Genomic DNA, 21,269 nt, shown 5'->3' with positions numbered 1-21,269 from the left:
AGCTATTGGACTCACCGTTGAAGGAATTCGAGACTGACCCGCTCGAACGCTTCCTTCGCCTCGTACATGACCCAGTGCCCGCAGCGCGGGAAGACGTGCAGTTCGGCTTCGGGGATCAGCCGTAGCGGGATCATCGCCATATCGGGCGGGCATTGCCGGTCATCGGCTCCCCAGGTGATGAGTGTGGGGCAGGTGATCTTGTGCATCATCGACCAGTACGGCGGGGTGTTCGACGCCGCGAGGTACTGCTGTTGCAGGGCAAGGGCTTGCGAGCCGTACATGGCTTTGAGACTGGCCTGCGCCTCGGGCTCGGCCGCCGACTCCCAGCGCTCCTGGACGAGTTCATCGGTGATCTGCTTCGGGTCGTAGATCATGCAGTTGAGCCAGCGCAACAGCCCTTCGCGGCTGGGGTTGTCGGCGAATTCCTGGAGCAGCCGGGTGCCTTCGCTCGGGTTGGGGCTGAAGACGCTGGCCCCGATGCCGCCGATCGAGATGAGCTTGTCCACGCGCGCCGGATGCTGCATCGCGACATTGACCGCGACCACGCCGCCCATGGAATTGCCGATCATGGCGGCGGATTCGATGTTCAGGGCGTCCATGAACCGGATGACCGAGTCGATGGCGTTCAATACCGGGTTGCCCTTGACGGGGTCGCTGACGCCGAAGCCGGGGAATTCCAGCACGTAGCAGTGGAAGTGCTCGGCGAAGCGGCCCAGATTGGCGCGGAAGTTGCGCCAGCCGCTGACGCCGATTCCGGAGCCGTGCAACAGGATCAGCGGCGGTCCGTCGCCCGCTTCGTGATAGCGCAGCACGCCTTGGTCGGTGCTGATTTCGCGCTTGGTGCTCTCGTATGTGACATCCACCCCCGCCACAGTAGAACAGGTTTCAGTTATTGGGTCGGGTCCGGACTACGGCCGCGCGGGGTTGTGGGGGCCGCGTATGGTCGGGCTGCCAGGCTCAGCCTTGCGAAGACATCGAATGGAGGCTGGGAATGCGGTATTGGGCTCGCTACGCGGACCGGATCAGTTGGGAGGCGGGGGAACCTGCGACCACCGTGGTGCGGCAGCATGACGAGACCGGGCATGCGGAATCCTTTCGGAGTTGGGGTGGGTGGGCTCCGACGCAGGTGCTCGACGATCTTGCCGATGCACGGCCCTCGAGCCCGGCGCATCTGGTCGAGATCGACGCCGAGGAAGCCGATCGGCTGCTTGCCGCTGCCTTCGGGGTGCGTGCGGCGACCGGGTTGAGCGAACCGGTGCTGCGCATGCCCGAACTGCTCGGCTATGAGGCGGAGTCGGTGCGCGGGCATTGGGTCGAGGCCGGTCTCGCCGCGAGCGAGGCCGCCGGATTCCTCGATGACGTCGTTGCCTCGCTGGCTGATTCGCATGGTGCGCGGCGCGTGGAGGGGAATGGGCTGAAATCGGCTGAGGCATTGTTGCGGCAGGTCGCCGTTGCACGCTCGGAGGGGGTGCCGCTGCCCGTGGCGTTGCGCGCGATCACCGATGTCGTGCGCTTCACGCTGGTGTTCGACACTCGCAGTTACACCGACGGTATGGAGCGCACCACCGCGCTGCTGCAGAACCGCGGCTACACCATGATCCCGGGCTCGGCGGTCAGCTCCTGGGAGAACCCGACATATAAGGACTGCCGCTCGGCCTGGCATCCACCGCAGTCCGGCGTGGGCATGGAGATCCAATTCCACACCCCGGAGAGTCTGCGCGCGAAAACGGTCAATCAGCATCTGCACGAATTCGATCGGCAGAACGCGCTGTGGCCCACCGGCGTTGAGGCGAGCCAGGCTGCCGCCTTCGTGCGGCAGAGCTCCTGGTGGACGACCGGCACCGCGGAGAACGGACCGGCGATCGCGGCGCTGCTGGGATTCGGCTCGATCGAGGAGGCCCTGCGCGGTCTGGTCACGGCGGCCGAACGCCTGGGCTACCTGATCGATGTGCCGATCAGTGATCTGCGGGCACTGGTGCTGCTGCGCCGCGTACTCGTGACCATCGCGCAGGGACTGCGGATTCCGCAGGCCTCGGAGTTCGACGAGGTCGAGGATGCGATCGTCGCCCTCGCACGCGGCATGGTCGACGGTGATGTGTTGGCCGAGGCCGCCGGATTCGGTGTCCCCGAGGCCGCCGATGCCACCCGTGCGGTATTCGAAATCTGCTGCCGTGCGGCGCAATTGCTGTTCGGCGCGGTGATCATCGCGCGCGGGGACCTGGACGGGAACACCGCTACGGCGCGGCCCGTGCACGACAAGCCCACCAATGGGAGCGTCGCCGCGGCGGTGCTCGGCCTGAATGTGGAGGCGATGAAGGCCGATCCGGACCTTGCCGCCAATCGACTGGCGTATCTGCTCGGTCTGCCGGTGCGCGATGAATTCGGGCTGCGCGTGGTGGGCACGGTGCTCGAGACCTTCGTCGAAGAGGCCCACGTGCCACCGGCCGGGCGGACCGAGGAACTGGTCGAGGAAACCGACCGGGTGGCCGCCCGCGCGACCCCGCTCGATCCGGAGCTGTATCGCAAGGCCGCCGACGCCTTCGGGGTACCGGATCTGCCGCAAGACGGGGCCGGGGTCTACAAAATCTGTTCCCGCACTGCCGTTTTCCTGTTCAAGGCGGTCCTGATCACCCGCTTCGACTGATCTTCACGCTTATAGTCGAGGGCATGTCCGAGCCGGGTGTGCTGCGGGTCGCGCAGCTCAATATGGGTTCACTGCTGGAACCACGCTGGGATAAGCGCCGCCTCGAGATCCTGGCGTGGCTCGAGCGCCTCGACCCGGACGTGGTGTGCCTACAGGAGGTGTGGGAGAACACCACTGAACCGGGCAGCAATACCGCCGCATGGCTGGCTGAGAATGCGCCGCAAGACCGCTGGCACTGGTGCTTCGGCGGATTTCCTTTGCCCGAGAAGGCCTGGCCGGATCAGAACGTCCACTTCGGATCGGCGATCCTGAGCCGCTGGCCCATCGAACGCCACGAAGTCATCGCGCTGCCCCTGGATCCGGCCCCGCGCGACCCGCACCCCTCCTGGACCATGCAGGCCGAACTGCTGCACGCCCACACCGCGGGAGCCGATCTCTTCAGCACCCATCTGGCCCCGCCGCCCTCGCAGGCCTACCACCGCGTCCAGCAGGTCCTGGCCATCGACGACGCCATCCGCGCCCGCCACCCCGCCGACGCCGCCCTGCCCGCGATCCTGTGCGGCGACTTCAATGCCAAGCCGCAATCCGATGAAATCCGTTTCCTCAATGCCAATGCCGTGCTCGAGGGTCGCAGCACCTACTTCGTCGACGCCTGGGAAACCCTGCGCCCCACCGAACCCGGGCACACCTACGACCCGCTCACCAACCCGCAGGCCCGCACCCTGAACGTCGCGCCCCAGCGCATCGACTACATCCTCGTCGGCGACCCATTCCTGCGACCTCAGGGCGCGGGCCGAATCCTGAACGTCGACTTCGCGTTCCACGAACCCCTCACCGGCATCCTCGCCAGCGACCACTACGGCCTGGTCGCCGACGTGCGCTGGCCACAGAAGGGCGAATGACATGGCGACGAGCGTCAGCGACCGAATCTCCCGACTGCGCGCCCTCATCGACCACCCGCGCACCGGCGACGCCGAACGCGCAGCCGCGCAACGCATGCTCGAACGAGCCCTGGGCAAGTCGGCACAGCCGGGCCCGGTGGGTGATCGCACCTACGGGGACCGCTACGACCGCGTCGGCAGGCATGCGAGCCTGCCCCGCATCGCCGACATGATCGGTGAGGACATCGCCCTGGCCCGGATCTTCACGATCCCCGAGCCCGGAGACCTCGCCGAAGCCAGTGCGGTGCGTGATGCCCCGGCATCCATCACCTACACCGTCGAGACGCCCTACGACGGCAGCATCCTCATCACGATCGACGGGGTGCCGAAGGACTGGGGCTGGGTGAGCGAGCACGGCATCGAAACCGTCAGCCCCGCACTGGAACATCTCACCGCGCAACTCGACGACATCATGAACGCCTACAACCGCGACGGCACCGACATCGCCCGCCGCTTCTTCGGCCAAGTCCGCATCCAAGGCGCAGCAGCCTCCAGCAACTGAACGGCCGACCCATCCAGACCAAGATCAGGGAGCTCTGGTGGCGGAATCGCAGGTCGAATCCCGCCACCAGAGCTCCCTGATCATGAAAGGCGCCCGGGTGCCCGGCTCGCAAGGCGGAGAGCGCGCTCACCCTGAGTTGGGGCCCTGCCCGGTCATCGCATCCGGCTACTGTCCGCGACCGACACCAGGACCCGCCGGGGTCGCGGCGGCCGGTTGCGGCTAGCGGGCGTTGATTTCTCGGGCTCGATGTGTCAATTCCACTGTCGCGGAACGCAATTCGCTGGCAGAATGGAGGGGAGAGGCGTAGCCGACTCGGGTGACGGCGATGCCTCGGGGTGTTGTCACGCGGAGGTCGAGGCCGTAGCGGTCGGCGCGTTCGCAGCTGGCGGCGGTCGCGTCCGGGTAGCCGCCGAAGGCTTGGACCATGTCCAGTAGGGCGTCGGCGTGGTCGTCGTTCAGGTGAGTGACGGCGCGCTGGGCATTGGGCACGATCGGGTCCGGGGCTGCTGCGGCATAGTCCTCGGCGGTGGCGGAGTCCATGCGGCCGTAGCCGCCGACCCAGCGCACTCGGTGCACGCGCAGCACCCACAGGGAGAAGTCGCTGAAGTCGATGTAGTACTTGGCCGACGGCACCGCGGCCAGGTGTGCCGCGCGGGCCGCGGCGGCCTCGTCGCCGGTGGGAGTTTCGACGATTCCGGCCAGGGTGACGCGGGATCCGGCGAGCGGGTCGGCCGGGGCATCGGGGGAGACGATCGCCAGGCTCGCGCGCGGATCGGTGAGCAGATTGCGGCCGTGCTCGGCCATGCGTGACACGCACAGCACTGGCTGCCCGTCGAGCAGGCCGTAGGTGATCATCGATGCCCAGGGATCGCCCGCGCCGGTGAGGCTGGCCAAAGTGGCGGTATTGGTGGCCGCCGCAACGGTTCTGGCCTCCTCGGCCGGGGTCGGACGGCGCGGGTTCTCCACCGTGGTCAGCGGTGGGGGTGTGGACGGCGCGTCGCCGGGATCGCCATGATCGAGGGTCATGTCAGCAGGCTACGCGCTGCGCCCGGAGGCCGCGATCGGCGTTCCCATACCACCGGACCCCGGGATGCGCTCGGTTTGTACCACGTTGTTTGTTATGGCACAGTCGATTCGCGGAATCACGGGCGGTGGATGGGACGCCGCGAAGGGGAGGGACTCGCCTATGTCATCGGTGTCGCTGTCGAAACTCACGGAGCTGGAAACGTTCCGGGTGACCGGCGACTCCGGCGACACCTACGTGGTTGCGGGCGAACCGATCGGCGGCGACCAGCGGTCGCGGTGGTTTCGATGCCACGACCAGCACGGGCGCGAACGCGTCTTCAAGCAGTACCGCGGCCCGGTCACAGACCCCGAAGCGATCGGATGGGCCGCGCAGACAGTGCAATTCGGGCGCGGCATCGTGCTCGCGGCCGAACAGCAGCCCAATGCGCCGCGCGCCGCGGCCAACTCCATCAACTGGCCGATCGACGCGATACGCGGGGACCGCACCCTGGCAGGGGTCATCCTGCCGCCGATCCCCGCCGAATTCCTGCAACCCGACGGGTCGCCGCTCACCCTCGATCACCTGTACTCCCAGCACCCACCCGAGGCGTACTACCGTGTCCGCGTACTGATCCGAGTCTGCGAAATCCTCGCCACACTCGACGAATGGGCCGTCGTACACGGCGACATCTCGCCGCGCACACTGATCTGGCAGCGCACGCACCCCCACGCCTACCTCCTCGAATGCGACGGCATCCGGCCCGCCCACGCGAGCGCCGCTCAGGAATCCGGCCCCGGCGGCGTTCAGCCCGGCCAGGGGACCGCCAGTCGAGATTCCGGCACTCAAGAATCCGACACCGTTCGGATCAGCCAGGGGACTACCACTCGCGGACCGGGCACCGGGGGAGATGTCACCGGCGGCCGCGATGCCGTGCGAGGCGAAGGGTATGACCCGCGCTGGAGCACCGGGCGGATCACCGCCCCCGACCGCTACAGCGACCGATTCGGACTCGCCGCCCTCCTCTACCGGGGCCTGCTGCTCAATGACGATGTGCCGACCCTCGAACACGGGGATTGGCAACCACCGTCAGGGATTCCGGTCGACCTCGACCCGGGACTGCGCGCGCTGTTCGAGCGCGCCTTCACCGACCCGTTCGCCACCGACGCCCGCCCCACCGCCGCGGAATGGCTGGCGGCGCTCACCTCCGCCTTCCTCGCTCTCGATGGCACGTTCTACCGGGAGGACGCGCTCGCCGTACTCGACCGGCACACGCAGCGATTCCGCGCAGGCTCGACGCTCCCGCCCACGGTGCCCGGTGCTCCGCAAGCCCAGGAGCCGCCGTCGTCCGATCCGATACCGCCATCCGGGCCGATCCGGCCCGAGGGCTTCGGTGTGCCGCCGATACCGCCTGCGCCCCCGAACAATCCGCACCATGGTTCACCCGGCCGCACCGCCGCGATCGTGGTGGCCTGCGTCGCATTGCTCGCGATCATCGCCCTGGTGGCCTATCGGACCGATAACTCCGAGGACAGCGACTCCGCCTCGAGCTCCACCTACACCACGTCGAGCTCGTACTACACCGCGCCCACCACGCCCGCGTTCAACTGGGATTCGCTCAATACCGAGGCCACCGACAAGACCCCGTTCACCACGAACGCGTTACTCCCGCAAAGCTTCCGGGACTCCAAGAATGTCGAATACACCCTGCGCGGCGCGGGCGTGCACGACTGCTTCTCCGGCTACATGACCGACAATGTGCGCCAGATCCTCACCGACTACCACTGCGCGCAGTCGGTGACCGGCTCCTATGTCGATCACTCCGACCAGATTCTGGTCGCCGTCAATATCTACGCGTTCCCCACCAGCGCCGAGGCGCGCCGGTTCTACGACACCATCAACGGCCAGCCCCAGGACTGGGTGATCTACTGCCCTCAGAACGGTCCCGGCGCCACGGTCTGCGACCAGTTCACCGGTAATGCCAATCGCAGTGGCTGGGGCTCGACCAATTACCGCTACGTGTACAAGTCCACCGCGCTGTACATCAACCTGACGCGTGACGCCAGCGCCACCGAATGGCTGGACCCGGCCGCCCGAGAGGCCGTGGTGAAGGTGGGACCGGAAAACTACTGGCCCAAGTGAGCCGAAAGAATCTGCGCGAGTAGGGGAGCGGCGTCAACGCACGGCGCCCCGCGAATCCGTACGGATTCGCGGGGCGCCGGGTAAAGCAGGCGATCAGGCCAGATCGAACCGATCGAGCTCCATCACCTTGGTCCACGCCGCGACGAAGTCCTGAACGAACTTCTGCTTCGCGTCGTCGGTGGCGTACACCTCGGCGACCGCACGCAGCTGCGAGTTGGAACCGAACACCAGATCCACACGGCTGCCGGTCCACTTGGCCGCACCGGTGGCACGATCGGTGCCCACATAGGTGCCGTCATCGGCGGCGGACGGCTCCCACTTGGTGGCCATGTCGAGCAGGTTCACGAAGTACTCGTTGGTCAGCGAACCCGGGGTGGCGGTGAAGACACCCAGCGGCGACTGCTTGTGGTTGGCACCCAGCACGCGCAGACCACCGATGAGGACGGTCAGCTCCGGAGCGCTCAGCGTCAGCAGGTTCGCGCGATCGATCAGCAGGTACTCGGCCGGAAGCTGCGCATCCTTGCCGAGGTAGTTGCGGAAACCGTCGGCATTCGGCTCGAGCGCCGAGAACGACTCCACATCGGTCTGCTCCTGCGTGGCATCGGTGCGGCCCGGCGTGAACGGCACCCGCACGTCGAACCCGGCAGCCTTGGCGGCCTGCTCGACCGCGGCGGCACCACCCAGCACCACCAGATCGGCGAAGGACACCTTGATAGTGCCGGTCTGCGCCGAGTTGAACGAGGACCCGATGCCCTCCAGCGTGCGAATGACCTGTGCGAGCTCGTCGGGGGAGTTGACCTCCCAGCCCGACTGCGGCTCCAGGCGGATCCGGCCGCCATTCGCGCCACCACGCTTGTCCGAGCCACGGAACGACGACGCCGCCGCCCACGCGGTCGAAACCAGCTGCGGCACAGTCAAACCCGACGCCAGGATCTGGCTCTTGAGCGCGGCGATCTCGGCCTCACCGATCAGCTCGTGATCAACGGCCGGGACCGGGTCCTGCCACAGCAGCACCTCGGAAGGAACCAGATCGCCCAGGTAGCGCACGATCGGGCCCATATCGCGGTGAGTGAGCTTGTACCAGGCCTTGGAGAACTCGGCGGTCAGCTCCTCGGGGTGCTCGAGCCAGCGACGAGTGATCTCCTCGTAGATCGGATCCACGCGCAGCGACAGGTCGGTGGTCAGCATGACCGGGGTGTGCGTCTTGCCGGGGACATGCGCGTCCGCGACGGTGCCCGCGCCCGCGCCGTCCTTCGGAATCCACTGGTAGGCGCCGGCGGGGGACTTGGTCTTCTCCCACTCGTAGCCGTACAGGGTCTCGAGGAAGCTGTTGTCCCAGGTGGTCGGGGTCGGCGTCCAAGTGCCTTCCAGACCCGAGGTGATCGCGTCCTTGCCGACACCGGTGCCGAAGCTGGAACGCCAGCCCAGACCCTGCTCCTCGAGGGGAGCGGCCTCGGGCTCGGGGCCGACCAGATCGGCATCGCCCGCACCGTGGGTCTTGCCGAAGGTGTGACCGCCCACGATCAGCGCCGCGGTTTCGATGTCGTTCATGGCCATGCGGCGGAACGTCTCACGAATATCGGTGGCCGCCAGCAGCGGATCCGGATTGCCGTTGGGGCCTTCCGGATTCACGTAGATCAGGCCCATCTGGACCGCGGCCAAGGGGTTTTCGAGATTGCGGGTACCGGTGTAGCGCTCATCGCCGAGCCAGGTCTGCTCGGGACCCCAGTACACGTCCTCCTCGGGCTCCCACTGATCGACGCGGCCGCCACCGAAACCGAAGGTGGGGAAGCCCATCGAGTCCAGCGCGACATTGCCCGCGAACACGATCAGGTCCGCCCACGACAGCTTCTTGCCGTACTTCTGCTTGACCGGCCACAGCAGGCGGCGCGCCTTGTCCAGGCTGGCATTGTCGGGCCAGCTGTTGAGCGGGGCGAAACGCTGCATGCCCGCACCGGCTCCTCCGCGGCCGTCATTGATGCGATAGGTGCCCGCGGCGTGCCAGGCCATGCGAATGAAGAACGGGCCGTAATGCCCGAAGTCGGCGGGCCACCAGTCCTGCGAGGTGGTCATGACCTCTTCGATATCGCGCGAGACGGCGGCGAGATCGAGGGTCTTGAATTCCGCGGCGTAATCGAAGTCCGCGCCCATGGGGTTGGCCACGGCGGGATTCTTCTGCAGGATCTTCAGATTGAGCTGGTTCGGCCACCAGTCCCGGTTGGCTCCACCCTCAACCGGGGTCTTGAGGCGACCGAACCCAACGGGGCAACCGCCTGCGGCCGGCTCGGTGTTGGCCTCTCCGATGGGCGGGTGTACTTCAGGCACGGTAGTTCCTTTCAAGAGTGAGTGATCTGGGCTGTCGAGCAGTCGGGGCACAAACCCCAATAGATGACCTCGGCCTCATCGAGGACGAAACCGTTGTCGTGCGACGCGGTCAGACACGGGGCGTCGCCGACGGCACAGTCGACATCGGCGATGACACCGCACGACCGGCACACGAGGTGATGGTGGTTGTCTCCGACCCGCGTCTCATAGCGCGCCACCGAACCCATGGGCTGGATCCGCCGAATCAACCCGGCAGAAGTCAAGGCCCGCAGCACGTCATACACGGCCTGATGCGAGACCGCGCCGAGGCTGCCACGCACCAGAGCCAGAATCGAGTCGGTATCGGAGTGGGGGTTGTTGTGCACCGCGGCCAGCACAGCGACACGCGGGGCAGTCACGCGAAGAGCGGCCCCGCGCAGCATGCGCTCGAAGTCCGAAGCAGTGGACACATTCCGAAGTATGACTCATTCAAGTTTAAGTTCGGGTGGATTCAGGTATATATCTTCGGCGCAGTCCACGGGGAGCGCGCCCACCAGTGTGATGACCGGCGGAACTTCCGGATTCGAGGCGTGCCGATCCCGCATGACCCCTTCAGGACATCGGCTCATTGTGGGCACCCGGCGAGCGAGGGGAGATGACTCCGGGGCGACCGTTGCCGGACTCGTCGGGGTGCGTGGGGAGCGACCACTGATCGACTACTTGACATAATGTCGATTATCGGCACTTTTACGACGTGGGCTGGAGCGGGGTAAACGCCTGTGCGACATGCGTATTCGGGTGTGTGGCGGTTTCGTTCGCTCCGGCACGGCCTCGGGCCGCCGCTCCGGTGTTGTCCTGGCTGCACGCGCGTCGGTCGCCTCGGATGCGCGTAAAACACTGCCGGAATTATTCTTTCGGCAATATCGGCGTTGGCCGGAAAAATTCCGGATTCCGGTGGATAGGCTGGATGGGGGTCGGATCGGCCCTGATTGGCGGATGTGAGCCTCTCCCCTGGTATCCCGTCAGTATCCCGTCAGCCCAGGTTGATACGTCACAGTGACGTATTGAGGAAGGGTTCCCGGGACTGAGTAGTTACCCGGTATCGCGGTCTGTGGGCGTGTACCAGGATGGAAGCCGTTCGCGGAGTTCAGGAGTCGGGGGTAGATATGAAGAAGAAAGCGGCTGGGCGGCCCAAGGGGCTGGGTAAGCGGGCGTGGGTGACGACCAAGGTGGTGCGGCGGGTATTGCGGGCGCTGGCGTGGTCGAATTTTGTGCGGGTGACGGTGGTCGGGCGGGAGTTGGTGCCCAAGACTGGGCCGGTGATTATTGCCAGTAATCACATTTCGATGTTGGATGCGGTGTTCTTGTGGGGTGCCTTGCGGCGCAGGGCGATTGCCATTGCGATGGCGGAGCTGTGGTCGTGGCCGGTGGTCGGGTGGCTGGTGCGGCGGCTGGGGCAGATTCCGGTGGTGCGGCGCGACAGTGAATCCGGGCAGTCGGCGATGTGGCAGGCCGAGCAGACTTTGCGGCATGGTGGGGTGCTGATCATTTATCCGGAGGGGCGTTTGGTTGCTCCGGGTGAGGATGAACCGTATAAGCCGGGGGTCGCGAAATTGGCTTTGGCGACCGGAGTTCCGATCATTCCGGTCGGTACGAATGGCACCGATCGGGTGTTGCCCATGCGGCGTATCCGTGGCGAGGGGCCTGCCTTCGATCGTCGTGCGCAGGTCACCATCCATTTCGGTGCGCCGATCGATCCGGCCGAATTCGATGATCCGGACAAGCTAGTGGATCATCTGCGGCAGCGGATCGAGGATTTGCGCCGAGGTTGATCGCTCCTCCCCCGTAGGATTGCGGCCATTTGCCTGGAACCTGAATTTATTGCGTCACAGTGACGGAATAATGGAGGGGTGGGAAGCGTCGTCGGCGAATCGGGTGAACGCTACGGAGTCGATGAGACGCCGTTCGGGGAGATCGCTGGGTTCAATGTGCTTTTCCGATGCTGGGATGGGCGCGGGCGGGAACGGGTGTACGCGCGATATCAGCAGCTGGTCGTGGACGGGCGGTGGGTGCGGGCCGCGGCCATGCACGGGCGGGCCGTGGTGCAGGCGGTGGAACAGACCGGCGGATGCGGCGTGGAGTGGCCGGTCGATACCGTGTCGGTCGGCAATGCGGTGTCGGGGGTGATCACGCCGGTGGTGCCCGCGGCATTCCGGCACAGCGACGGGCGCGGACGGACCCTCGAAAGCTTTTGTGCGCCTTCCCACGATGCCTCCGATGCGGCACGGCGGGTGGGCGTGCTGATCCGGGTGTGTGACATCTTCGCCATGCTGGAGGCGGAGGAATTCGTCTACGGGGATCTGTCGCTGAGCAGCATCCTGTGGTGCGACGAGCCCGTGGACGCGTATCTGCTCGGTGGTGATCGGTTGCGCCCGCGCGGCAGTGGCGGAAGCGTGGCCGATGACCGGCTCGCGCTGGCGGTGCTCATGCATCAGGGGTTGTTCATGGGGCCCGTGACAGCGGAACTGGTGGTGAATGCGTGGCGGGTGCCGGGGACCTTGCCCGCCGGGTTGGATCCTCGGTTGCGGGTGCTGTTCGAGCGCGCGCATGCCGGGGTGGATCGGCCCGCGCCGAGCGAATGGCGGCAGGCGCTGATGGCGACCTATCTGTCGCCGGATGGCAGTGCCTATCTGACGCAGCCGTTGAGTCTGCTGTCTCAGCATGCGGAGTACTTCCGCGGCACCGTGATCGGGCCGATCGCCTCGACCGCGTGGAAGCAGCCCGAGTATGCCCCGCCCGTCGTGTCCGGGCCGCCGTCCGGTGTGTCGGTCGCGCGGATCGCCGCCCTCTCGGCGGCGGTGCTGGTGCTACTGGCCGGTGCGATCGGCATCGGCATGGGTGCCGCAGTGCTCACCAAATCCACACGCACCGACGCGAATTCGCAATTGCAGGCCACCACGGCGGTGAATCTGGATACCAAGGCCATCGTCACACCGCAGGCGACCAACCCGCCGACTGCTTCCGCCCTGCCGACGACCACGGTGGCCGCGACCACTGCTCCCCCGGCCTCGGATCCGTATGCGTCGGTGGTGCAGGCCTACTTCGATGCGATCAACCGCCGCGACTTCTCCGCCGCATGGGATCTGGGCGGCCGCACTATCGAAAACGGCGACTGGAATCACTTCATTCACGCCTTCGACGACCTGTCCCGCGATGTCGTCACCGTCTATCCGACCGGCGGACCGACGGTCTACATGCATCTGGACGCGTACCACACCGATGGCAGCGTCCTGCGGTTCGACGGATATTACGTCGTGCGCGACGGGGCGATCGTCAGCTGGAACGTGCACAAGAGTTGATCACGCCTCCCCCACTTCCCCACTCCCCCAGGGTTATTCGTCACAGTGACGGATATGGGTGGGGTTGATCAGCCATGCCAGCGACGGTAAATTTCGGCCGCACCCGGGTGCAACGGCACAGTCCCGGTACCGATGAGTGAACGGGCATCGAGGAATTGGGTGCCCGCCGCCTCGGCCGGGACCAGAGCATCCGGATGAGTCAGCAGCACCTCGGTGAGGGCGGCAGCGGTCTCATCCGCGAGCGCGGGCGCGACGACGAGCAGGTTCGCGACGCCGATGGTGTGCAGGGCAGGAGTATTCGGGTAGGTGTCGGCCGGGATGAGGACCGGGTCATAGAGATAACCGAAGCGATCACGCATGGGCTGCGCCAGCGAACCCAGATCCAGCAGACGCAAGGAGGCGAGCGCGGCCGTGGGGACCCCGCCCGCCCACAGCAATGCATCGAGACGCCCCTCGGTGAGCGCGGCGACCGCCTCACGCAGTGGCAGGTGTGTGAGGGTGACATCGGCGGGGGTGAGATCGGCCGCGTAGAGCAGCTTTTCGCCGGTATGAGTGGCTCCCGAACCGGCCGCGCCCAGATTGATCCGGGCACCGCGCAGGTCCGCGACGGTGTGAATGGGGCCGGTGGCGGCGACCGCCAGCTGCAGGTAGTTCTCGTAGACGCGGCCGATGGCGGGCGGCGGGTCGGGGCTGTCCTCCATCGAATCGGCAAGCACCAGTGCGGCATCGGCATCGCCCCGGGCCAGCAGCGCCAGATTATCGACCGAACCGGCGGTGACGATCGGGTCGATACGCAGGTCAGACCCGGCCGCCGCGCGGGAAAGCAATTGCGCGAAGGCGTGATAGAAGCCGCCGACCTCACCCGCCGCCAGTCGCACGATGGTGTCGCCGCCACCACCGGAACAACTGGTGAGGCCGACAGGCAGAGCCAGCCCAGCAGTGAGAGCCGCTGCGCCCCTGAACAGTTCACGCCTGGTGATCAAGAGTCACCGCTATGGGTGGGTGCGAGCGGCGTCACCGCCGCAGGCAAACGCACGATGACCGAGAGGCCGTGCGGATGCACGGGTTCGATGGTGAGGTTGCCGTGGCGGGCCTTGGCCAGGGCGGCGGCGATGGGCAAGCCCAGGCCGGAGCCGCCGATGCCCTCGGCGGTGGAGCCGCGGAAGAAGCGGGTGGTGAGCTGGTCGAGTTCGGTTGCGGCCACCCCGGTTCCGGTGTCGGACACCGTGACGGTCACCCAGCCAGGCTCGGATGCGCCACCGGATGCGATGCCGCTGTCTGCTACGCCACCGAGCGTCGCTTCGGCGAATCCGCCGGTGGTCGGCCCGCGGGTGATGGTGATGCGGGTGGCGGCACCGGGTCCGGCGTAGCGGCAGGAATTGCTCAGCGCCACATCCAGGATCTGGGCCAGTGCACCGGCGGGGATGGCGGTGTCGGCGTGCTCGAGGGACGTTTCGCAGGTGAGGGTCATTGCGGCGGTGTCGAAGGCGCTGTGCCAGGCGTCGATTCGATCCTCGGCGACCTGGACGGCGTCGCAGGTTTCGGAGGTGGGTGCGGCCGGGTCGAAGTCGGTGCCCTCGGCGACGGCCAGGGTGAGCAGGCCGTCGAGCAGGCCCGTGAGGCGTTCGACTTCGCGGGTCGCGCCGCGGAAGGTGGCGGCGGATTGTTCGGGGATGGCCGGTTCCAGGGAGTCCAGGCGAATGGTCAAGGCCGCGAGGGGGTTGCGCATGGCGTGGGCGGTGTCGTCGACCAGGCGGCGTTGCGCGGCGGCGGAATCGCGCACGGCCAGGGTCATGGTGTCGAAGGATTCGGCGACCGCACGCAATTCCGGTGGCCCGCCGTGGCGGCGGGTGACCGCGGCGGTGGTGCGCGGTCTGGGCAGGGTGGCGGTGAGGTCGGCCACGGCCGTGGACAATTCGGCCAGCGGGCGCAGCACCCAACGGGACAGGATCAGGGCGAGCCCGGTGAACACGGCCATGGCGGCGAGCGCGCCGAGTGCCACGATCCCCCAGACGCGGGTGATATCGGTGCGGGCCGCAGCGGTGGAGGCGACGATCAGGACCGCGCCGTCCACATGCACATCACTGCCCGCCGGGCGGGCGATCAGAACCGTGGGCGGACTCCACGGCGTCAGGCGTTTCATGGTGGCGGTGCGCTGATTGCGGCGCGCGGCACTCAATGCGGCCGACACCACCGGGTCGGCGAGATCGACTCCCGCATTGACGATCGGCACTCCGCGCGCGTCCACCACCAGCACGGGCTCGCCATACAGGTCGCGATAGCGCTCGATCTCCGTGGCCAGGGCGCGATTGTCGCCCGCACCCTTGGCGGTGACGGCGAGGGCGGCGAATCGGTCGGCGTCACCGGTACGTCCGAGAATGAGCTGCTGGGTGCGACTGGTGGCCGCGGTCAGACACAGCGGCACCGCGAACGCGAGCACCGCGAGGGTGGCGAACACCGTCAAGGCGATCAGCAGGCGGCGGCGCATCGGCTCACTCGCCCCAGCGGTAGCCGTACCCGCGAATGGTGGTGATCAGGCCCGGTCGATCGAGCTTGGCGCGCAACCCGGTCATATGCACATCCAGGGACCGCGACACCGCGACGAACGCGTCACCCCAGATGCGGTCCATCAGCTGCTGACGGCTCACCGCCGCGCCCGGCCGCTCCAGCAGTGCCTCGACCAGCTCGAATTCCTTGGTGGTGAGCGGTATCTCGACACCGGCGACCTCGACGCGACGGGCCTCGAGATCCACCCGCACATCCCCGCTGGCCACCACACGCGAGGACGGCGTGGTCGCGGCGGCCGCACGCCGGGTGACATTCTCGATGCGCGCCAGCAATTCCACGATGCGCGGCGGCTTCACCACATAGTCATCGGCTCCGCCGCGCAGCCCGCGCACAATGGATCGTTCGTCGCTGCGGGCGGTCAGGATCACCACCGGCACCGCACTCACCTCGCGCAGCTGGCGCAGCACCGTCAAACCATCGGCGTCGGGCAACCCCAGATCCAGCACGATGGCGTCATACCCGCGGTGCGCGATCAGCAGATCCGCGCCGCGCCGCATCCGGTCCGCGTGGTGCCCGCGGGCGGTGAACGCCTCGACGAGCGCATCCCCGACCCCGTCGTCATCCTCGACCACCGCCAACCGCATGGGTCCGATTCTCTCGTGCATGAGTGACTCGCTCCTCGCCGGGCTCCCGGCCGCCGCTGCGAGCGCGTCCCGCCCGGTGAATGTCCCCGGCCCCGCTGCACACCGCAGGGCCGGGGACATTCACCGGTAACGCGGGTCAGCGCAGAGCCGGGGACATCCACCGCGAACACGGGTCAGCGCGCCCGGATCCGACGGGTCAGCGCGCCGGAATCCGCTCGGGCGCGGGCTCCTTCACCAGCGTGGCGGCCTCCGCGTCGATCGTCGACTCGGACGAGGTCTCACGCATGAAGAAGTAGGTGACCAGCGAGACCAGCACACACGCGGACACATACCAGAAGTACAGCGACTCGTGCCCGGCCTTCTTCAATGCCAGGGCGATCATTTCCGCGGTGCCACCGAAGATCGCCACCGTCAGCGCATACGGCAGGCCGACACCGAGTGCGCGAATGCGGGTCGGGAACAGTTCGGCCTTCACGATCGCATTGATCGAGGTGTAACCGGTGATGATGACCAGCGCGCTGAGCATGAGCGCGAACGCCGCGAACGGATTCTTCGTCCCGCCCAGCACCGTCATGATCGGCACCGTGCACAGCGTGCCCAGCACACCGAAGGTGATCAGCAGTTTGCGGCGCCCGATGCGATCGGAGAGCGCGCCCGCGATCGGCTGCAACACCACGAACACCAGCAGCGCCGCGAAATTGATCCACGCCGCGGTCGGCTTGGATATGCCGGAGGTATTGACCATGAACTTCTGCATGTAGGTGGTGTAGGAGTAGAACGCGACCGTGCCACCCAATGTCAGGCCCACCACCAGCAGGCATTCACGCGGGTACTGCAGGAGCACCTTCAGCGAACCCTGACTCGACTTGGACTGCGCCCCCGCCGATTCGGAGCGGAAGGATTCCGATTCGTCCATGCCGCGCCGCAGCAGCATCACCACGATCGCACCGAGCGCGCCGATCGCGAACGGGACCCGCCAGCCCCACGAATACATCTGCGAGTTGGTCAGGAACTGCTGCAAGATGATCTGCACACCCAGCGCCGTCAGCTGCCCGGCCACCAGCGTCACGTACTGGAAGCTGGAATAGAACCCGCGCTTGCCCGCCGAGGCCACCTCCGACAGATACGTTGCGCTGGTGGCGTACTCGCCGCCCACCGACAACCCCTGCAGCAGTCGCGCCAGCAGCAGGATCACCGGAGCCGCCAACCCGATCGAGTGATAGCTCGGGGTCACCGCGATCAGCAGCGACCCGGCCGCCATCACCGTCACCGATAGCGTCAGCGCCGCGCGCCGCCCGAACCGGTCGGCATAACGTCCCAGCGCCCACCCGCCGATCGGCCGCATCAGGAATCCGACCGCGAACACCGCCGCCGCGGACAGCAGCCGCGCGGTCGCATCCCCGTCGGGGAAGAACGCATTCGCGAAGTACACGCTGAACGCCGCGTAGACGTACCAGTCGTACCACTCGACGAGATTGCCGATCGAGCCGCGCAAAACGTTCGCGACCACCCGGCGCTCACCGGCGGGGCGTGTCGTTGTCACTGGGTTCTCCTCACGTTGCACGGGATGCCGCATCGCATCCCGCGCCACCACTGTGGCGGGCGACACACCCGCGGGGAAGCCTTCGCGGCGGTTCCTAACACTCCCTTAAGCGAATAGGCCTCGGGCTGTGCGGGCGGAGCGGCCCGAACGATTCGAGACCGGACTCGTGGCCTGGACCGGATGCGCACCGGCCTGATCTCGCGATGATCGGGGTAGTGCCGATGTTCGCAATCAGCCGCGCGGAGGACGGTTCGGGCCTTACCGTCTGAGTCAGAAGCTGTGGGTGTGAGTGGATCGAGAACTGTTATGAGCGAACCGAATACGTCCTGTGCCGCGTTCCAGCAGATCGCGGCCGTCGATCCCGGGGCGGTGGCGGTCCGCAATATCGGCGGGACCCACACGCTCACGTGGGGCGAATATGCCGCGCAGGTGCGTGCGGTGGCGGCCGGGCTGGCGGCGCTGGGGATCGGGCGCGGGGACACCGTGGCCCTGATGATGACCAATCGGGTGGAGTTCTATCCCCTCGAGGTCGGGGCGCAGCACACCGGGGCCACCTCGTTCTCGGTGTACAACACGCTCTCGGCCGAGCAGCTGCATTACGTGTTCACCAACGCGGGCAATCGGATCGTGCTGTGTGAGGCGCAATTCGTGGGTCGGGTGCGCGCGAGCGGGGTGCCGATGCAGACCATCGTGTGCGTGGACGCGCCGGTGCCGGGGACTGTGAGTGTGGCGCAACTGGTTTCGCTGGGACGGCACGACTTCGACTTCGAGGCCACCTGGCAGGCCGTCACGCCCGAGGACATCGTTACCCTGTGCTACACCTCCGGAACCACCGGTAACCCCAAGGGCGTGGAGATCTCGCACGCCAATCTGGCCTTCGAATGCCGCGCCTACGCCTCGGTCATGCCGGTGGACTTCGGGGATCGGATGACCTCGTTCCTGCCGACCGCGCACATGGCCGACCGGGTGACGTGCCTGTACCTGCACGAGTTCTACGGCACCCAGATCACCGTCGTCCCCGATCGCACGCAGCTGCCCGCGGCGCTCGCCGATGTGCACCCGACGATCTGGGGTGCGGTACCGCGGGTATGGGAGAAACTCAAAGCGGCCGTGGAATTCTCCGTCGCCAACGAGGCCGATCCGGAGCGCAAGGCGGCGTTGACGTGGGCGCTGGAGGCGGCCGGGCGCAAGGCCGAGGCGCAACTGGCCGGGGCGCCGCTCGATGACACCCAAGCCGCCGAGTGGGACAAGGCCGATGAACTCGTGCTGTCGAAGCTGCGCGCGACACTGGGCCTGGATCAACTCAAATGGGCGCTCTCGGGGGCCGCGCCGATTCCGGCGGAAACCCTCGGGTTCTTCTTCGGGCTGGGCATTCCCATCTCCGAGGTGTGGGGGATGTCGGAGCTGACCTGCATCGCCAGCGTCAGCCCGCCCGCGCAGGCGCGACTGGGGACCGTCGGAAAACTGCTGCCCGGACTGGAATCCACGATCGCCGATGATGGTGAATTCCTGGTTCGCGGACCGTTGGTCATGCGTGAATACCGCAAGGAACCCGACAAGACCGGCGACGCCCTCGACGCCGACGGCTGGCTGCACACCGGCGATATCGTCACCGAGGATGCCGACGGCTACCTGCGTGTGGTCGACCGCAAGAAGGAAATCATCATCGACGCCGGGGGCAAGAACATGTCCCCCGCCAATATCGAGAACACCATCAAAGCCGCCACACCCCTGATCGGCACCCTCGCCACCATCGGGGACCGCCGCCCCTACATCACCGCACTCATCGTCCTGGACGCCGAATCCGCCGCGCCCTACGCCGCCGCCCACGGTCTGCCCGATGCCTCCCCGGCCGCGCTCGCCGCCCACCCGGAGGTCATCGCCGAGATCGCGCGCGGTGTCGCGGCCGGAAACATTCGCCTCTCGCGCGTCGAGCAGATCAAGCGCTTCACGATTCTGCCCACCTTCTGGGAACCCGGCGGTGACGAAATCACTCTCACCATGAAGTTGCGCCGCAAGCCGATCGCCGAGAAATACGCCGCCGAAATCGAGCACATGTACGCCCCCGAGCGCCCCGCCGACGTGCACGAGCCGCTCACCGAGGAGACCTCCGCCGCACAGTGAGTCGCATCGAACCGGGTCGTTGAGGCAGGTCCCGGCACCGAACCAATAACAGAGCAGATGCTCTGTTATAGTTTTCTCGTGCCCCGACCTCGCACCCACGACCCCGACACGGTCCTCGACGCCGCCGAGGCCCTGGCCGTGCGCTCCGGGCCCGCCGCGGTGACCATTCGCGCCGTGGCCGCCGCGACCTCGGTGTCCAACGGGGCCATCTATCACACCTTCGGCTCGCGCTCGGAACTGTTGGCGCGCACCTGGATTCGCGCCGCACACCGATTCATGGCACTGCAGGCCGAGCTCGTGGACGGGCACACCGGTGCCGAGGCGGTGATCGCGGCCGCCGAAGCGTGCGCCGAATTCGCCGCGCGCTACCCGCTCTCGACCAAACTGTTCTTCACCGTGCGCCGGGCCGATCTGCTCGGGGAGGACCTGTCCGAGTCGGTGCGCACCGAACTCGACGCCCCGCAACGCATCCTCATCGACCTCATGAAGCGCCTGGCACTGGAGCTGTGGGATCGCAAGGACGCGCGCGCCGTCGATGCCATCACCACCTGCATCGTCGATCTGCCGACCGCGATCCTGCTCGAACGTGACCGGCTCGCCGATCCCACCGCCCGTGAACATCTGCGCGCCGCCGTGCGCGCCGTCCTGCACGTCGGCCCCACGCCGCGATAACCCGACCCGAAGGAAGATCCGATGTCCGCAGTGCTCACCTACCGCGACAAGATCGCCGTGCTCGACCTCGGCAATGACGAGAACCGTTTCTCCCCGGACTTTCTCGCCGAAGTCAACGCCCACCTCGACACCGTCGTCGCCGACGGCGCCCACGCCCTGATCACCACCGCGGGCGGCAAGTTCTACTCCAATGGCCTGGACCTGGAATGGCTCTCCGCCCACGGCGACCGCGCCGAATGGTATGTCGCCCAAGTCCACAACCTCTTGGCCCGCGTCCTGACCCTCCCGCTCCCCACCGCAGCCGCCCTGCCCGGGCACGCCTTCGGCGCCGGAGCCATGCTCGCCATCGCCCACGACTTCCGCGTCATGCGCGCCGACCGCGGATTTTTCTGCTTCCCCGAAGCCGACATCCGCATCCCCTTCACCAACGGTATGGCCGCCCTGATTCAAGCCAAGCTCACCCCCAAGGCCGCCGTCGCCTCCATGACCACCGGTCGCCGCTTCCCCGCCCCCGAAGCCATCCAATACGACCTCATCGACGCCACCGCCCCCGAATCCGCCATCACCGACACCGCCGTGTCCCTACTCACCCCCCTCGGCCCCAAAGACCAAGGCACCCTCAACGCCATCAAGTCCGTCATGTTCGCCGACGCCTTCGCCGCCCTCACCCGCCCCGCCGTCTGACCCCGCCCGCGAACCCTGTGCGCCGCAGACCTTCCCCCGACCGCACAGGTAGATCAAGATCAAGGAGCGATCAGGGTGGTGGATCGCGCTGATTCCCGCCACCAGCGCTCCCTGATCATGAAAGCCAGCGGTGATTTCGGTCCACGCCGAGCGAATTCGGAGTGAGAGGCCGAATGCGCTGCGGCCGCCACTCATTCCG

General features: G+C 67.1%; 17 protein-coding genes. 9 read left to right on the top strand and 8 right to left on the bottom strand.

The genetic code is table 11. The features are described from left to right. Positions 1–11: 11 nt before the first annotated feature. Complete coding sequence (locus AB0N05_RS33905; protein WP_364701561.1) at positions 12–863, bottom strand: alpha/beta hydrolase; 852 nt, start codon at positions 861–863, stop codon at positions 12–14. Between the two features lie 128 nt (positions 864–991). On the opposite strand from AB0N05_RS33905, the gene AB0N05_RS33900 reads away from it, so the two are divergent. From AB0N05_RS33900 to AB0N05_RS33890, 3 genes are read left to right on the top strand one after another with little or no spacing between them, the layout of a single operon-like run. Continuing rightward, the gene (locus AB0N05_RS33900; RefSeq protein ID WP_364701559.1) at positions 992–2,644 is read left to right on the top strand and encodes a hypothetical protein; all 1,653 of its coding nucleotides are present in this window, start codon (positions 992–994) and stop codon (positions 2,642–2,644) included. 23 nt (positions 2,645–2,667) lie between these two features. Continuing rightward, positions 2,668–3,546 carry an endonuclease/exonuclease/phosphatase family protein gene (locus AB0N05_RS33895; protein ID WP_364701557.1) on the top strand — a complete coding sequence of 293 codons (879 nt, stop codon included), beginning with the start codon at positions 2,668–2,670 and terminating at the stop codon, positions 3,544–3,546. 1 nt (position 3,547) lies between these two features. Continuing rightward, the gene (locus AB0N05_RS33890; protein ID WP_364701555.1) at positions 3,548–4,087 is read left to right on the top strand and encodes a hypothetical protein; all 540 of its coding nucleotides are present in this window, start codon (positions 3,548–3,550) and stop codon (positions 4,085–4,087) included. Between the two features lie 219 nt (positions 4,088–4,306). On the opposite strand, the gene AB0N05_RS33885 is transcribed toward AB0N05_RS33890, so the two are convergent. After that, on the bottom strand, positions 4,307–5,113 hold the full coding sequence (locus tag AB0N05_RS33885) for a DUF2470 domain-containing protein (protein WP_364701553.1): 807 nt from the start codon (positions 5,111–5,113) through the stop codon (positions 4,307–4,309). 160 nt (positions 5,114–5,273) lie between these two features. Here AB0N05_RS33885 and AB0N05_RS33880 point away from each other — a divergent pair, with 160 nt between their 5' ends. After that, positions 5,274–7,232, top strand: coding sequence for a hypothetical protein (locus tag AB0N05_RS33880; protein WP_364701551.1), 1,959 nt, complete (start codon positions 5,274–5,276; stop codon positions 7,230–7,232). 93 nt (positions 7,233–7,325) lie between these two features. On the opposite strand, the gene katG is transcribed toward AB0N05_RS33880, so the two are convergent. Continuing rightward, positions 7,326–9,557 carry a catalase/peroxidase HPI gene (gene katG, locus AB0N05_RS33875; RefSeq protein ID WP_364701549.1) on the bottom strand — a complete coding sequence of 744 codons (2,232 nt, stop codon included), beginning with the start codon at positions 9,555–9,557 and terminating at the stop codon, positions 7,326–7,328. A gap of 11 nt (positions 9,558–9,568) precedes the next feature. Beyond that, positions 9,569–10,006, bottom strand: coding sequence for a Fur family transcriptional regulator (locus tag AB0N05_RS33870; RefSeq protein ID WP_364701547.1), 438 nt, complete (start codon positions 10,004–10,006; stop codon positions 9,569–9,571). A gap of 696 nt (positions 10,007–10,702) precedes the next feature. Between AB0N05_RS33870 and AB0N05_RS33865 the strand changes: the two genes are divergently transcribed. Together AB0N05_RS33865 and AB0N05_RS33860 are read left to right on the top strand one after the other, a co-directional pair. Continuing rightward, a complete protein-coding gene (locus AB0N05_RS33865) occupies positions 10,703–11,368 on the top strand; it encodes a lysophospholipid acyltransferase family protein (protein WP_364701545.1) in 666 nt (221 codons plus the stop codon). A gap of 78 nt (positions 11,369–11,446) precedes the next feature. Next, positions 11,447–12,895 (top strand): hypothetical protein, encoded by a 1,449-nt coding sequence (locus AB0N05_RS33860; RefSeq protein ID WP_364701543.1) that lies wholly within the window; start codon positions 11,447–11,449, stop codon positions 12,893–12,895. A 68-nt stretch (positions 12,896–12,963) separates the two neighbouring features. Here AB0N05_RS33860 and AB0N05_RS33855 read toward each other — a convergent pair whose 3' ends face one another. The 4 genes from AB0N05_RS33855 to AB0N05_RS33840 all read right to left on the bottom strand — a co-directional run bounded on the left by AB0N05_RS33855 (position 12,964) and on the right by AB0N05_RS33840 (position 17,623). Further along, positions 12,964–13,878, bottom strand: a complete 915-nt coding sequence (locus tag AB0N05_RS33855; RefSeq protein WP_364701540.1) for a TAXI family TRAP transporter solute-binding subunit — start codon at positions 13,876–13,878, stop codon at positions 12,964–12,966. Next, positions 13,875–15,383 (bottom strand): HAMP domain-containing sensor histidine kinase, encoded by a 1,509-nt coding sequence (locus tag AB0N05_RS33850; protein ID WP_364701538.1) that lies wholly within the window; start codon positions 15,381–15,383, stop codon positions 13,875–13,877. The genes AB0N05_RS33855 and AB0N05_RS33850 overlap by 4 nt, the downstream gene beginning before the upstream one ends. 4 nt (positions 15,384–15,387) lie before the next feature. After that, positions 15,388–16,047 (bottom strand): response regulator transcription factor, encoded by a 660-nt coding sequence (locus AB0N05_RS33845; protein ID WP_364701707.1) that lies wholly within the window; start codon positions 16,045–16,047, stop codon positions 15,388–15,390. A 196-nt stretch (positions 16,048–16,243) separates the two neighbouring features. After that, the gene (locus tag AB0N05_RS33840) at positions 16,244–17,623 is read right to left on the bottom strand and encodes an MFS transporter (RefSeq protein WP_364701704.1); all 1,380 of its coding nucleotides are present in this window, start codon (positions 17,621–17,623) and stop codon (positions 16,244–16,246) included. Between the two features lie 273 nt (positions 17,624–17,896). On the opposite strand from AB0N05_RS33840, the gene fadD11 reads away from it, so the two are divergent. The 3 genes from fadD11 (at position 17,897) to AB0N05_RS33825 (ending at position 21,070) form a co-directional block, all read left to right on the top strand. Next, entirely contained in the window at positions 17,897–19,714 is a 1,818-nt protein-coding gene (gene fadD11, locus AB0N05_RS33835; RefSeq protein ID WP_364701536.1) for a fatty acid--CoA ligase FadD11, read from the top strand. Between the two features lie 78 nt (positions 19,715–19,792). Next, on the top strand, positions 19,793–20,386 hold the full coding sequence (locus AB0N05_RS33830) for a helix-turn-helix domain-containing protein (RefSeq protein ID WP_364701534.1): 594 nt from the start codon (positions 19,793–19,795) through the stop codon (positions 20,384–20,386). A 21-nt stretch (positions 20,387–20,407) separates the two neighbouring features. Further along, positions 20,408–21,070 carry an enoyl-CoA hydratase-related protein gene (locus AB0N05_RS33825; protein ID WP_364701532.1) on the top strand — a complete coding sequence of 221 codons (663 nt, stop codon included), beginning with the start codon at positions 20,408–20,410 and terminating at the stop codon, positions 21,068–21,070. The last annotated feature ends 199 nt before the right edge of the window (positions 21,071–21,269 follow it).

Source organism: Nocardia sp. NPDC051030, assembly GCF_040683015.1.
Classification (GTDB): Bacteria; Actinomycetota; Actinomycetes; order Mycobacteriales; family Mycobacteriaceae; genus Nocardia.
Note: the sequence above shows the minus strand (reverse complement) of the source record. Positions and strands in the feature narration are given on the sequence as shown.

What these genes read in the sequence shown, in the direction of transcription:
- AB0N05_RS33900 (WP_364701559.1), top strand. Translation starts at nt 992, where the DNA reads ATGCGGTATTGGGCTCGCTACGCGGACCGGATCAGTTGGGAGGCGGGG.
- AB0N05_RS33895 (WP_364701557.1), top strand. Translation starts at nt 2,668, where the DNA reads ATGTCCGAGCCGGGTGTGCTGCGGGTCGCGCAGCTCAATATGGGTTCA.
- AB0N05_RS33890 (WP_364701555.1), top strand. Translation starts at nt 3,548, where the DNA reads ATGGCGACGAGCGTCAGCGACCGAATCTCCCGACTGCGCGCCCTCATC.
- AB0N05_RS33885 (WP_364701553.1), bottom strand. Translation starts at nt 5,113, where the DNA reads ATGACCCTCGATCATGGCGATCCCGGCGACGCGCCGTCCACACCCCCA.
- AB0N05_RS33880 (WP_364701551.1), top strand. Translation starts at nt 5,274, where the DNA reads ATGTCATCGGTGTCGCTGTCGAAACTCACGGAGCTGGAAACGTTCCGG.
- AB0N05_RS33865 (WP_364701545.1), top strand. Translation starts at nt 10,703, where the DNA reads ATGAAGAAGAAAGCGGCTGGGCGGCCCAAGGGGCTGGGTAAGCGGGCG.
- AB0N05_RS33850 (WP_364701538.1), bottom strand. Translation starts at nt 15,383, where the DNA reads ATGCGCCGCCGCCTGCTGATCGCCTTGACGGTGTTCGCCACCCTCGCG.
- AB0N05_RS33845 (WP_364701707.1), bottom strand. Translation starts at nt 16,047, where the DNA reads ATGCGGTTGGCGGTGGTCGAGGATGACGACGGGGTCGGGGATGCGCTC.
- AB0N05_RS33840 (WP_364701704.1), bottom strand. Translation starts at nt 17,623, where the DNA reads ATGCGGCATCCCGTGCAACGTGAGGAGAACCCAGTGACAACGACACGC.
- fadD11 (WP_364701536.1), top strand. Translation starts at nt 17,897, where the DNA reads ATGAGCGAACCGAATACGTCCTGTGCCGCGTTCCAGCAGATCGCGGCC.
- AB0N05_RS33825 (WP_364701532.1), top strand. Translation starts at nt 20,408, where the DNA reads ATGTCCGCAGTGCTCACCTACCGCGACAAGATCGCCGTGCTCGACCTC.